Consider the following 14,302-nt stretch of genomic DNA (forward strand, 5'->3'; position numbering starts at 1 on the left):
GTTAACATGAAAACCCGAGTTCAACGCTCATTGACATTAAAAAGTATGATTGCATTTTTTGTGATCACGTTGATTTCGCTCGCCCTTTTTTTGGCAATTCAATTTAGCTATTTGCTTGATCAACGAAAAAGTGATTATCTTGGTCAGCTCAGTAATGCAGTTGTACAGATACAAAAACCCCTAACTGACTCATTGTTAAGTTCTGATTTGAATGAAGTCAAACGCTTGCTGGTCAGCTTAAAAACGTCAGGTATTATGGGAAAAGCGATCGTCACAGTAGATAATGCAACGGTGATGAGCCTAGATTTTGCTACTCCGCGGCCAATTCCTGATTGGGCGATAAAGTTTACCGGTATACCTGTTGAAATGACGATACCTTTATATGCTTATGGGAATACGCTGTTGACAACAAAACCGCAAGGGTATTTGACGCTACAGGTAGATTCCAATCGTGTTTATCGTTTTGCTTTTAATACACTGGCTTTGATGATAACGACTTATTTATTGTTAGTCCTAATCATTGCCATTGCGATGACATGGTGCGTAAGCCGAATGATTGTCAGGCCGTTGCGCCAAATTGCTCTAGAATTACAGGATGACAATAATCAAGACATTCAGGTATCGGCCTACCATGAAGATGATGAAATAGGTTTATTAGCAAAAAGTTATAATCGCCAAAGAAAACAACAAAATTCGGATTAGCGGGTGAACATGTAGAGGGCTTTGTGGTCTAATAGCATTACTAGTGATTATCATCATTATAGTGTGAAATTGAGCTATACCGTTTAACCTTATAATTAGCGTTTTTCGTTAATTTATCAGTCACATTTTTGCGGTTAAATACAAGGATAGAAAATACATAGGGGTTTACATGCAGGGTTTGAAAATTCGCTATACCATCAGCGTTGTATTATTGTCAGTGGCTAGCTTTGCTAGTGCTGAACCATTACAGCCTGATCCAGCATGGCAGCAAGGGAAGCTAGAAAATGGCTTTAGCTGGCAGTTACTACAGACACCGCAACGTCCTAACGACCGCATCCAACTTAGGTTGGCTATTAAAGCTGGGTCACTGTCAGAAAAGGCGAGTGAAAAAGGCTATAGCTATCTAATTCCTAAAATGGCGTTGTTACACCAATCAGAAGCATTTCCAACAGCAACGTTACAAAATTTTTGGCGCCAGGCGACCGACCCTGATATGCCTATTCCACCAGCGGTGGTTTCTTACGACTACACCATTTATAATTTAAGCTTACCACACAATAAACCTGAACTACTCAAACAAGCATTGAGTTGGTTAGCGACATCAGCCGCAGGGGCGACTTACACAGAAACATCATTGAGTAATGGTTTGAATGTGACTAATGCACCTGTTGCAACTTTACCTGTTGATTCAAGCGATCCTGTGTGGCGTGCGCGCCTGAAAGGCTCGGCAATGATGGGGTATGATCCAGGCCAAAAAATTAATCAGAATGTTGATCTTGAAAGCGTTAATGCGTTCTACCACAAATGGTACACACCAGATGTAATGACGCTATATGTCGCTGGCCACGTTGATTCACGTATGCTGTCAGATGCTATTTCACAGACTTTCTCTTCATTAGAAGGTAAGCGCTCAGAGCCAGTATCCGTTGCGGTATTATCACAGGTTAAACCGCAATCCATTGATATTCTTCAAGAGAAACAAGCTAAAGATACGTTGTCTTTGATTTGGGATATTGATTGGCAACCGATTAATGACTCGGTAGTGTTGTTGCGTTATTGGGGAAGTGACTTAGCGCGTGAAGCTCTATATCGTTCATTACAAAAAACCTTTAACCAAAAATTCAGCCAAGATGAAGTGACATCCAATTTGGATTGTCGTGTTCAATACCAAAAGGCAAGTTGTACTTTGACCGTTGCTGCACCTCCAGAGAAAATGATGGCGGTTGCTGATGTAGTGTTGAATGAGTTATCAACCATTAATCAAAACGGGATTTCGCCTGAACTATTTAATGAGATGATTAACGAGAAGCAAGTCCAGCTTTCTCAATTGTTTGCCGCTTATGCACGTACCAGTACAGATGTGCTAGCGAGCCAGCGTTTGATTTCACAGCAAAATGGTGTGGTTGATATTGCACCTGAGCAGTACCAGCGCTTAAGGCAATCTTTCTTGGCGGGGCAAACGCTTGAGCAAGTCAACATGGAAGTGCGTCGTCTATTGTCTCAGGAAGCCGCTTTTGTATTAGCACAGCCGAAAGAAAAACAATTGATGGATGCGGAGCAGATCCGCCAGAAATTTATTAAAGTTTTATGGCCTCAAACAGAGCCAGTGCCTGTTGCTGAAGCTGATCCTGCAACTGCAAAAGAACCCGCAGTGAAAGCGCCATAGTTACCGATTAGCCATTAACCAAATGAGGTTGATGGCTAATTCTTAATTAGCCATGTGTGAGCATGGCTTCAATAACGTCAATCAATACTTCTCTAGATTGTTTGTCATCAACAAAGCCTGCTGCACTGGTTTTTGTACTTGGTGAGTAATAAGCAACGGAGCCCCAAAAACCAAGGTGTGAATAGAGCGTCATGCCATTAACCACATTCACCATTATCCCTAAACGGTAATCTTGCGCCCCTTCGTGTTCACCTGCACTTAGCATAGTTTTTAGTGTTGCTGCGTGCTCAAATATCTCTTCATTGAATAATGCTTCAAGAAACCGTGCCATTTGTTGAGAAGAGGTGACTAGTCCGCCGCCCCCATAGAGATCCATTGAGGCATGAATATGTGTGCCTTCAATCTCTTTTAAATATTGGCGAGCACGAGGTGCATTAGTGGTAGGTTGCTCTAGGCACTCCCAATAAGCGCTCTCTAACCCTATCTTATCAAACTTTAGCAGTGTTCTTACTGCGAGACCCAGTGATTGCCCTGTGAGACGCTCAATGATATCACCCAACAAAATATAGCCAGTATCTGAATAAATAAACATCTCTGAAGGCGCAATAACAGGGAACTGTTTGCGTGCATAGACCTCGACTTGTTCTAGCCGGCTCCATTGATAATCAGGCTTAGACAATACTTGTTTGAGATACTGCTCATCGGCATGATCGAACAAACCACTGCTATGGTTAAGTAGATGTCTAACTGTAATGTTTTCAGTATTGTAGTTTTCGCTGAGTAATTGATTAAATTTAGGGTCGATATGCTGCGAAATGGCATCATCTAGCGATAATTTTTCCATTTCAACTAATCTTAATACGGCCGCGGCTGTGAAAGTTTTGCTATTGCTGGCAATACGCAATGGGGTATCAATAGTTAACGGTTGGCCGGCGAGGTCACTACCTTTTGCGCAGAATGTACTGGTGCTATTTTTGATTTGGTTGTGGTAATACAGAACAACACCGCATGGTAGATCTTCTAATCGTTGAATATATTGTGTTGTGCTCATGACTCCCAACTCCCCTATGAGTATTGTATGTCTTTTATAAGATACCTTAATTATTCAAAAAGAATGTGTTCAGAAAGGCTCTCAAGAGCGAGTCGATGTCACCAATGATTCAAAGGCATCAAATGCAGGCACTTGGTAACCTGTTCGATAAATTAAATAAGTATCGCATTCGACAATCGGTAATGTATTAACAGATAGTTGCTCTTGGGGCATCAATTGAAGCAATTTCTCAGGCAGCACAGCCACGCAACTTCCTGCACTGACACAAGCCATCATGGCATGGTATGAGTTGAGTTGTTGAATATGCCAATCAAGTTGGCTAGGAATATTCAACCATTGCTCAGCGATGTATCGATAACTGCAACCAGAGGCAAAGGCAGCAAGAGAACGTGTTTTAATATCGGAAGGGCGTTTGGCAGATTTATCCTGTTCAGGTAGTAGTAAGACCAACTGCTCTTGCCATATTTTTATCGCTTGTATCCCCATTTCATTGATCTGATGAATATCATACAGCTTTGACGCAACAAAAGCGCAGTCGAGTTTTTCACCGAGCACTTGCTCAATTAAATTCCTTGATGTTCCAGTAGTTAACAGCAGCTGTGTGTTAGGGTATTGCTGATGATATGTTGCGAGTAGTGGAGGCAAACGACATGCTGCGGTGCTTTCCATACTACCGACCCTAAGCTGACCACCTTCTCGGCCTAAACTGGTTACATGGCGGGCTTCTTGTTCTAAAGCGAGTAACCGATGTGCGTATTGCAAAAAGCGAGAGCCTGCTTCTGACAATTGCATTTGTTTGCCTTGACGGATAAACAACGATTCACCCAGATCAGCTTCAAGTTGCTGAACACGGGTTGTAATATTTGATGGTACTCGACCAAGGCGAGTGGCGGCACGTGTGACACTGAGTTCTTCAGCGACAGTGCAAAATATTTTTAACGATTCAGAGTTCATTTTCTTTTTTAGTGAATATGGTGCTATATTTATTCTCAATAATAGAACAATAACAGCAAACTTACCTCATCAAAAGGAAAAACAATGAATCATTCAGCGTTATTTCTACAGCGCCTTGGTCTGCGTTACCCGATCATTCAAGCACCTATGGCAGTGGTGTCAACGCCTGAACTGGTGGCCGCGGTGTCAGAAGCCGGAGGGCTAGGCTCTTTAGCTTTGGGCGCTAGCTCAGTTGAGCAAGCAAGAAAAATGATTGTTGCCACTCAAGCACTCACCGATAAAGCGTTCAATGTGAATGTATTCTGTCATTTAACACCGACACGTAAGCCTGAAGTGGAGCAAGCTTGGGTTGATTACCTCTCGCCAACGTTTTCTGAATTTAATGCTGCACCACCTAAACAGCTTTCAGAAATTTACCAGTCTTTTTTAGATAATCCTGACATGTTGGCGTTGTTTCTGGAAATGAAACCCGCGGTGGTGAGTTTTCATTTTAATGTGCCTACAAAACATGTTGTTGAACAGTTACAAGCCCAAGGGATTTACACCATGGGAACGGCAACTAATTTAGCAGAGGCTCGATTGGTTGAGGCAGCAGGTATTGATGCCATTGTTGCACAAGGCATTGAGGCGGGTGGACATCGTGGTATGTTTGATGTCGATGCTGATGATGAGCAATTAACTACCTATGATTTAGTGCAGTTATTATCGCAGCATATTGACCTGCCAATTATCGCAACTGGCGGTATTATGGATGGACAAGATATTTCAATGGCTCTTGAAAAGGGCGCAGCAGCAGCTCAACTAGGTACTGCGTTTATCTTATGCCCTGAATCAGCAGCGAGTGACGCTTATCGGCAAAAACTTAAAAGCCAAGAAGCGAGCAATACCACATTGACTGCGGCTATTTCAGGGCGTCCTGCAAGAGGGATTGTGAATCAATTTATTCGTACTGGTCAGCAAGAAAATAGCCCACAAATACCTGATTATCCGATTGCTTATGATGTGGGTAAACAGCTGAATGCAGCTGCTAGTCAGGCCGGTAGCGATGGCTTTGCTGCGCATTGGGCTGGTCAAAATGCATCTAGAGTACGTGAAATGCCAGCAAAAGAGTTGATGAAGGTATTAGTTGAAGAAATGGATATTTAATATTATTTGTTGATAGGGATGGCTTGCCATCCCTCAACTGTTTTATGGTATGAGCATTTGGTTATCATTAGGATCTTTCGGCTCATCAGTGGCAATCCATGCTGCACAAAACAGCGTCAACCGAGCGAAAAAATAGAAAAATGCCATCAATCCAATCACAGAACCAAATGCTGCACCAGATGGTGATGAAGCTAGGTTTGGTAAGATCCACGTCATAATCGTTTTAATCACTTCGAAACCAATTGCTGCGAGTAGAGTACCTTTTAATAAAGAAGAGCGGCGATGCTGCATACGCGGCAAGATCCAAAAAATCCACAAAAACAGTAAGAAGTTGGCGGCTATTGAAATTGCGAGGCCAATCAGTGTCCAAGCAGGTTTTAACCATTCAATACCATCTAGTCCAAGCGTTCTGACGATAGTTGCTTGAGCAGAACCTGCGACAGAGGTCAGGGTAATAGTGACAATCAACGCAACCAGTAAACCAATCAGGGCAAGAAAATCACGTAAATAGCGAAAATAGATTTTTTCGTGTTCGTCTTCATTACGCTCCCACACAGGGCGTGATTGCGCCAAGATCGCTAATCGTAAGTTATTAACCCAATTAACACCTGAATAGACCGCTAAAGCCAAACCGGTTAGGCCGACGGTTGTCCGTTGGCGAATGGCGGTATCAATCGTTCTTTCTAAGGTGCCAGCAAGTGTTGGGTCGCTGATACTGGTGGAAATACCGCGTATTAAGCGCTCGAGTAATTCAGGGTTGCTAGCTAGCACGAAACCGGCAGCTGCAAAGGTAAACATTAATACGGGGATCAAAGACAGAAAGGAAAAATAAGTAATAGCGGCGCCAAACTGGTTACCCATGCGGTCTGTAAAGCGTTGAGCTGTACGGATCAAGTGGGCAATAAAAGGGATCGCACAAATAAAATTCACCACTCGCATAGAGAATGTGAGCGCTTTTTTACTATTATCGATACTTTTATTTAGCGTAGATTTTAATTTACTGGTGTCTTTTTGCTCTTCATCGTGCATATTCGACATTCTATCCCCTTTACTGCTAGTCATGTGTTTTATCTCATTTTCGCTATAATATAGCTTAAATTAACGAAATTTTTTACCTCAAAGCCCATTTTGATTTACAAATAGGCTTTGAGGCTCATGACTAGGCTAGAGATTCAGGGTTATTTGCCAGTTTTATATAGCTCGAGTTCAGCTTGTGCTTCCTTTAGCTCCGCTTGGGCTTCTTGTAGTTTCCGTTCACGTTTAGCAATTTTATCATTATTGCCCTTTTGCTTTTCTTCAAGTAGTTCAGCTTCTCTTTCTTGAACCTTTTCCTGCTTTTCAGCAACATTTTTTTGGCTATCACGATAAAGCGATTCAGGCGTACAATAAGTGTTCACGTTATCAAGCGCTTTTTGCAGCCCTGCAATTCGGTGGGTATTACCGTGTTTTTTAGCGTAATCAATTTGGGTTTCAATTCTTTGTTTTTTAATATCACAGCCATTAGTCGCAGCATTAGCGAAAGCGGACAAACTACTCAAAAACAGTATGGATATTGTTGTCAATGCATGTATTTTATTCAATTACAGCTCCTTAATTAGTGTTCATCGCAGAATAAGTTATTAACAAGTACATTTATATACTGGTCATACTTCAAGTTGCAGTGAGGCATAGGTGACTGTGCTACGCTCACCGAGTCACGGTGTTTATCTATGTTCTCTGCCTATCTTCGCTTGTCGCCTAGCTGCAACTTGAATTATTTAGAGTATAAAACTTACCTAACTCAAATAATTTTTAATGTACTGTCTCATATTGATTGGTCTATGTGAACTCGTAATTACTCGATGTAATGGGCCAATTTATGACTCTGTTGATATTTTTAATTTCATTGGAGGCTTTTTAAAGTGACAAGTACTAATGTTTTTATAAGAATTGATTGTAATGTAATTATTTGATTTTTTTGATCGTATCAATAATTCAACCCACCGATTGATGGTGCTCAGCTACCCTAGTTACAGGTTTTGTCTGCCTCTAAGGATAGCTTTGCAGGAAGTATAGATAGCTATATTGAGTAGCACGAATGAACAAAGCCACCATGCCTTAACGAAAGGCGCTATAACTTGAAGTATGAGGAGTATATTTATTCATATTGCATCTCAAATGTAATATCTGAATTCGCAATACCTGGTTTTACGGGGGTCCCTGTAGAAACGTATTGAGCATAGAATTCAAGGGTGTTTATTTTTTTATTTGCATCTAAAAGTATAGGTTGACTAAATACATTTGGCATCATGGCTTTTTTAGCGCGGTCTAATATTGCGATCCCAATATTAGAGGCGGTATTGGCTCCCGGATTTAAAGCAAACAATGTTGGGTTATTAGCAACAGGAGGGCTTAAAAATCGAATTCTAGCATTGGTACTAACACCACAATCTTCTAAATTGAGAGCAAAATATTTCAATGATGTTGTTCGGCCAGCTTGCCAAAATCGTTTAGATGGCCAATCACCGAGGACAACAACTTTATTTTTTGAGTCATTACTTACAGTACAAGTAGGAGTCACAATATTTGCTTTAATCCTTAAGTTTACACTATCCAACTCCCTTGCGGCGTGTGCTAGATTAATTTGAAATATTCCCAAAATGACCGTTGATAGTAGTAATGCTTTTAGATAGAAGTACGACATTCTTTTTGTTTTCATCATTTTTTCCTTAAATTATGGAAAATCAACTTTAAGGAGCGCTTCAGAGACTACAGGTCCTTCTTTGGGTGTTTTTCCTGTAATACTCATTGGTTGAACATTTAAGTTCACTGTTCCCACATTATTTTTAATACTAAACGGTGCATAGCTATTAAAATTATTTGGTGTTATAACAGAGTTTCCCCATAAAATTCGAAAACCAACATCAGGGTTGTCAGAAACTAAATTATTTCCACTCACTCTATTCGTCAGCAGCCGTAATACGAGGCTTTCATTTGCCAGAGGGTTATCACATCTTACTTGTACACTTAATGGCTTTGTATTTACCCCTTTAGCGGGTGTATTCGCCGCAGTAAAAGCGGTTGAAGGAATATCATTAAAATCTACGGTAATGACTTCACCCGCATTGATATAACAATTTTCAGGAACAGTGATATTAAAATTTAAGTAAATAGTACCGAGTATAACGTCTTTTGTTCTACATCCCCCTGGCTGGCAAAGGCCATATTGTCCAACCAAAATATTTCTTGAGTGATTACCTGATAATAAGCGCTTATCGATCCGTATTCTTGTTTGAAAGGCGCTGGCGACTCGAGTGTGTTCCCCATCATTACGAAAATTAGCATGCTGGCAAGTTTCCACATTAATCGTCGGGCCATTGTATGGAAAGAACTGCCCACTACCTGGAACGCCACCACAAGAACCGGGTGGATTGCCTAGTGCAACGGACATGTAATCATCGACTCTGTTATATACCCATGAACTTGGGAATGTTCCTGTTGGTGGGATAGCATCTGTGCCATATATTCCCCAGCCGTTTATGGTTCCTTTTTTGTGCCCTAGTTGTGTTGCCGGTGTAGCAACAACATTTGATGCGATTGATTGCCCGACTTGGTTTTGAGCGCTGGTTAAATTTTGTGTGATAGTTGTGACGATTGTTTGATTACATAAACTACCCTGTATGCAATTTACAGCGTAGGCTTCCCATGAGGCTAGGAATGAACTTATAAACAATAATTTTTTAAACATAGGAGTCTCTTATTAGCAAAAATTAAAGCCAGCGATAAATAAATGGATTAAGAGCATTTGGCTTTAGCATAATTAATACCTTGGCGATTATTATTTTCTGATAGCTGATAATGGATTGTGCATTGCTGATTATCTCCTGCTCCCCATTTGGCTTTTAGAACCCCTTGTGGCGCTAAACCAGAAATAAATAGTTGTCCATTGTCTCCGACAATTCCGCTGCCTGAGCGCGTTTCATCATAAACAACGCTACCGAATGGAAGTGGCTTACCATTAACTTGTGTGAGCATTATCATGGCTCTTGCGCCAATTTTTGTTGAAAACTCAGCTTTGACGATCGCACCTTTTGTAGGTACAACATTGACGACTGGATCATCAATATCGGCATTCTCTGGCAGAGTGGTGACATCCAATGCAACACGGTTATTACGATAACTGGATGCATGAGGGATCACGGTATAACCTGACCAATCCGTTTTTACGCCAGTCGCATTTTCTACAGAGACACCGCTTGCTCCGGCAGCTTCAACAAGAATATTACTTGCACCAAGAGGTTGGCTGAAAGTAATGCCTTCACTGTGTAAAACGACACCACCACTTGCTCCATAGCTGACTTGCTGCCAATGTTTCCCATAGCTGTAGCCTGCGTTTACATCACCATAACTGCCTCGATAACTCGTTGCGATACCTCCCGTTGCTCCTTGACCTTGATTGGCATAGCCTTGTTGAACGCTATAACTCAAATTGTTATCTTCTAACAATGTTCCACTAATACCGGCTAAATGGGTTGCTTTATTGGTATTATCATAGGTTGTAGCATAAGTGGCGTAGATCGAATTACTGGAGTTAATAATATCTCTGCCTTTTCCACCTCCAGCGAGCCAAGTGTTTAACGGAATTGAAATATTAAATGCGATCCTTTTATCTTTATTGTCGATACCTGCATTTTTATTAATGGAAGCATTGAGGTTATAATTGATATCTTGCCAGTTTCCGTTATAACCCATTTGCAGTTGTTGATCTGTTTCACTGGTATTCCAATAAGTTTGATAGCTGCCATTAATATAAATAGCACCATAGTCACCGAGTTGTTGACTAATATTAAATTGAGCTCGACCTCTTTTGGTGTAATAGAGATTGTGATAATCAGTAATATATAGTTCATCATCGTTAGGTCTATCAGATGAGAAAGTATTATAACCGCTCATATTTTTGTAAGCGCTCTCGGCTAGGTTATAAAAGCCTTTTGTTGAATATCGATATCCTAATAATTGGAATGTCGTACCAATATTACTAAGTGATTTGGCATATAAAAAACGCAATGACTGCCCACTATGATGGCTACCATCCGCTAACTGTGTATTGGCATGGGTAATATCTGCAGATAATGCGCCAAATTCACCAAAGTTTTGCCCAAAACCGAAAGCTAGAGAATTATGATGTTCAGCTGCTTGTATTCCTTGATAAAAAGTCAGCCCTGCGGGAAGGCCCAATATCATAAGACCCTGTATAAAGGTTGGCTTATTTTGCATTGAAGAGCCTGAACGAAATTCTCCTGCAGTGAGTCCATACTTAATTCGCCCTTCACGTTGTAGTATGGGAATCGATGAAAAAGGCACGGTGAACTGGCTGGTAGAACCATTAGCTTCTTTTACAGTAACATTTAAATCATCACTGCTTGTGGTCGCATAGAGATCATTTATTTCGAAAGGTCCAGGTGGAACATTGGTTTGATATACGACATAACCATTTTGTTCAACAGTGACAATTGCATTACTATTTGCAATACCATGAATTGTTGGTGCAAATCCCTTTAAACTTTCAGGGAGCATATTGTCATCTGATGCTAGGCTAATACCTCGAAATGCAAAACCATCAAAGATATCACTATTTGTTGATGAATCACCAATAGTCAGTTCACTTTTTAATGAGATGATTGCACGCTGCGCATAACTGTAGAGTGAATCCCAATTATTGGTGGTATTTTTACTATTTTTTGCGTAAACCCAAGCACTTTGATTACGTAAACGCCATGAGCCTAGATTAATGCCACTTTCTAAACTTAAATAATAGTTATCACTTTGAGATTTTGGTTTGGAGAGATCTGTATTGGATCCAGAAAAGCGATAATTTAGCAAAGCGGCATTGATACCGTTTTCCCAGTCTTCAGGGGGAATAAAACCCCGATAATTATTTAATACCAATGCTTGAGGTATACTGATGTTCAAACGCTGAGTTTCAAAATCAAAAACAGTGTTTGAGTGCTCAATATAGTTCATGATATTGATACACTGATCATCTGGGAGCAAAGATAATTTTTCTATTGCTGCTATATTAATACCATATTTTTTTAGCCATTTAGTGGTTAAACATGGATATAACCCAGTATCATCATTCTTCAGTTTTTTTTCTGTTATTTCGAATTTGAGATCTTGCGAGCCAATATACTCATCATTCAGATATATCTCGACACGGTAAACCCCCGAAGGCTGGCCTTCATCTTTATTATATCTAGATAAATCCGCGATTGATGAAACATCACCTGATAATAATGAAGGATTAAAATAAGGTTCACCATTTGCATTGTTCGTAGTCAAAAATAACACCACGGCAAACCCAGAAAGTAGGTGGCTTTCTTTAAATACTTTATATTTTATCATATCCAAGCCTAATTATTATAATTTTCTATGAATGCTAATAAGTTAATTTAAAGTGATATTTTAGTTTCTGGGGTATTAGCACCAAAATCATTCACAGTTTGGAAAGTTAAGATATTACCACTACCTTCTGAAATATTTTCTTTTGACATTGGAGGAACCATTATTCCAGGTAGTTTTTTACCATCAAGTTTTATGTTAACTAATGTAATATAAAATGGTGATGGGTTATTAATGACAATTCCATTGTTACTTTTAGCGAAAGTTAGCATATTGGGAGCATCAATTGATTGCACCGATAAACCTTTAGGTCTAACAAAGACCTTAATTCTTGATAAAACAGCTATTTGCAATACGTTTTTATCTTTTATATCGTCTTTTTCGATTGAAGGAACGGCTTTACTATTGAGCCAATATAATGATTCTTTATCGGTTGGTAACCCTTCTCCAGTGAACATTATCCGCAATGTGTTTTCACTTTTAGGCTTACTAACGAATAATGGGGGAGTTAGAATAAAGTCATTTGTTTTATTTCCATTTGGGTCCTCAATCCATGATTGAATTAAAAACCTAGAGTTTTTATCACTGTTGGTGATGGCTAAGGATATTTGTTTATCACCCAAAGGATAAATTAACCTTGTTGACCCTAAAGCTACACCACCTACTGCATGACTTAATTTTGGAGTAAGAATAAAAAATAGCATAAAAAGAAATGCTAGATGAAAGTTAATAGGTTTTATTTTAAACATAAAGCCCCCTTTTAATATATAAAATTTAATAACTTCAAGCATGAAAAGTATATTTCAAAAAATTAGCGACGACGAAAAAATGTCATTTTTTTAGTCGCAGTATTAGTGGTCGCTAATTAAGCGACCACTATGAATATCCTTATTGATTTAATTCATTCCTTTGTAGGGCAATATTAATTATATTGCATAGTAAAGGTGGTATCCGCATCTGCTTTACCAGGAGTCAGGGCCTCTGTTGTTCTGACATAGCGAGCAGAGAAATGTAGCGTGTTTGTGCCATCGATCAGTTTCACTGGTGTAGAGAATGCTGATCCGTCTGGTCTAAGAACGACACCTGCATGATCCGTAATTTCTATACCAACCCCTGTTGCAGCTCCAGCACCACCAGGGACGATATTACTGACTTTAAGAAGGTTTTTATCTGTTTGATTTGCACCGCCAGAGAATGACACTTGTGCTCTTTCTGAAACAGTGGTGTCACAGTCGGTCAGTTTGATTTCAAAGGCTTTAGGGCTGGTTTTATCGCCTACATTTTGTAATGCAGAAGTACGGTGCTGGCCTAATGCAACTGTTTGGCCATCACTATCTGTACTTACAGCGCAGGCTGCATTAACGATTGATCCTGTAAAATGAACAATACCACCTTCAACAATAACCTGAGTACCAGGGGCTGCTGATACCGCTAGACTAGCGGATAATACTGATAATCCAAATAAAGATTTAAGTAAATTAGACATACTCTATTCCTTTTAATACAAAATAAATTTTTTAATTTAAGCTTGATGTTTAATTAAATTCACAGATTTATTCTTGGCATTTAATCTGATATGTTAAATAGGATTTTCAATAATGAAAAAATAGAGCTATATTTATTGACTTGATAGATATGTCAATATAGTTCCTTTTTATATAATCATCATGCTTCAAATTGCAGCGTTATTGATTGCGTTCACTCGCTATTATCACCTAATTATGTAGGCTGTCTGTGACTCGTTCACTGGTTATCTCGCTACACCTTGAATTATTTAGAACATAGTATTGTTTAATACGTTTCAAAATTAACCTAGTGAATTTAAAAGCAAGATATTAAAGAATTATATCTATGCTATGAGTGCTAATGTAATATTTAAAATGATTTAAATCAAATGTCACTATATAGGGTTTTAAGGTAATTTTAAAATATTAAAAAATAAGTTTTCTATTTTAAATCAGTTGGTTGCTTTTTTTGTGGGATTTGATTTTAGATTTTAGGCCGAATATAAAATCAGATAAAACATTTTTGGAACGCTACTTCAAGTTTATATGCTGTAATAATTTTTATTTTATAAATTACGCATGTAATGTAGCGTTTACTCAAAAAATGTGTATTATTTTTTCGATGAGAGGTTGTCTTAATAAGAGTGGCTGTCTTTGTAAAATGAGCATCTTATTTTGATTGTTATTTTTGGTAGGTTGAATAGGGCAGGTAAAAGGGAGGAGGATATTATATAAAATCATGTTTTCTGCTCTTAAAATAACCAAATAGCTTATCACTTTAATCTACCATATTTATTTGTTTATTGGCTTATTTAAAAAGATATGTTCAAAATGGGCACCGCTTAATGTGTAGCATAACCAAATATCCAGTAAAAACTTAGTTCATAATTTTTGTCA

General features: G+C 39.1%; 12 protein-coding genes. 3 read left to right on the forward strand and 9 right to left on the reverse strand.

The annotated features are described in order from the left end of the window. Window positions 1–6: 6 nt before the first annotated feature. Together AC3Z9T_RS18645 and AC3Z9T_RS18650 are read left to right on the forward strand one after the other, a co-directional pair. The gene (locus AC3Z9T_RS18645) at window positions 7–702 is read left to right on the forward strand and encodes a HAMP domain-containing protein (RefSeq protein WP_490127588.1); all 696 of its coding nucleotides are present in this window, start codon (window positions 7–9) and stop codon (window positions 700–702) included. A gap of 169 nt (window positions 703–871) precedes the next feature. Next, entirely contained in the window at window positions 872–2,368 is a 1,497-nt protein-coding gene (locus AC3Z9T_RS18650; RefSeq protein WP_490127589.1) for an insulinase family protein, read from the forward strand. 46 nt (window positions 2,369–2,414) lie between these two features. Here AC3Z9T_RS18650 and AC3Z9T_RS18655 read toward each other — a convergent pair whose 3' ends face one another. Next, entirely contained in the window at window positions 2,415–3,419 is a 1,005-nt protein-coding gene (locus AC3Z9T_RS18655; protein ID WP_490127590.1) for a serine hydrolase domain-containing protein, read from the reverse strand. Window positions 3,420–3,500: 81 nt separating this feature from the next. Continuing rightward, a complete protein-coding gene (locus AC3Z9T_RS18660; RefSeq protein ID WP_490127591.1) occupies window positions 3,501–4,373 on the reverse strand; it encodes a LysR family transcriptional regulator in 873 nt (290 codons plus the stop codon). Between the two features lie 84 nt (window positions 4,374–4,457). Here AC3Z9T_RS18660 and AC3Z9T_RS18665 point away from each other — a divergent pair, with 84 nt between their 5' ends. Continuing rightward, window positions 4,458–5,519: an NAD(P)H-dependent flavin oxidoreductase gene (locus AC3Z9T_RS18665; protein WP_490127592.1), complete on the forward strand. Its 1,062-nt coding sequence runs from the start codon at window positions 4,458–4,460 to the stop codon at window positions 5,517–5,519. Window positions 5,520–5,561: 42 nt separating this feature from the next. Here AC3Z9T_RS18665 and yhjD read toward each other — a convergent pair whose 3' ends face one another. The 7 genes from yhjD to fimA all read right to left on the reverse strand — a co-directional run bounded on the left by yhjD (window position 5,562) and on the right by fimA (window position 13,386). Continuing rightward, window positions 5,562–6,557: an inner membrane protein YhjD gene (gene yhjD / locus AC3Z9T_RS18670; RefSeq protein WP_490127593.1), complete on the reverse strand. Its 996-nt coding sequence runs from the start codon at window positions 6,555–6,557 to the stop codon at window positions 5,562–5,564. Window positions 6,558–6,697: 140 nt separating this feature from the next. Continuing rightward, on the reverse strand, window positions 6,698–7,099 hold the full coding sequence (locus tag AC3Z9T_RS18675) for a DUF1090 domain-containing protein (RefSeq protein ID WP_490127594.1): 402 nt from the start codon (window positions 7,097–7,099) through the stop codon (window positions 6,698–6,700). 557 nt (window positions 7,100–7,656) lie between these two features. Further along, the gene (locus AC3Z9T_RS18680) at window positions 7,657–8,220 is read right to left on the reverse strand and encodes a fimbrial protein (protein ID WP_490127595.1); all 564 of its coding nucleotides are present in this window, start codon (window positions 8,218–8,220) and stop codon (window positions 7,657–7,659) included. Between the two features lie 12 nt (window positions 8,221–8,232). After that, on the reverse strand, window positions 8,233–9,246 hold the full coding sequence (locus tag AC3Z9T_RS18685; protein ID WP_490127596.1) for a fimbrial protein: 1,014 nt from the start codon (window positions 9,244–9,246) through the stop codon (window positions 8,233–8,235). A gap of 47 nt (window positions 9,247–9,293) precedes the next feature. Then, on the reverse strand, window positions 9,294–11,903 hold the full coding sequence (locus AC3Z9T_RS18690; RefSeq protein WP_490127597.1) for a fimbrial biogenesis usher protein: 2,610 nt from the start codon (window positions 11,901–11,903) through the stop codon (window positions 9,294–9,296). 47 nt (window positions 11,904–11,950) lie between these two features. Then, a complete protein-coding gene (locus AC3Z9T_RS18695) occupies window positions 11,951–12,649 on the reverse strand; it encodes a fimbria/pilus periplasmic chaperone (RefSeq protein WP_490127598.1) in 699 nt (232 codons plus the stop codon). Window positions 12,650–12,822: 173 nt separating this feature from the next. Continuing rightward, on the reverse strand, window positions 12,823–13,386 hold the full coding sequence (fimA, locus tag AC3Z9T_RS18700) for a type 1 fimbrial major subunit FimA (RefSeq protein WP_490127599.1): 564 nt from the start codon (window positions 13,384–13,386) through the stop codon (window positions 12,823–12,825). Window positions 13,387–14,302: the final 916 nt, after the last annotated feature.

Source organism: Providencia sp. 6390 (assembly GCF_058148425.1).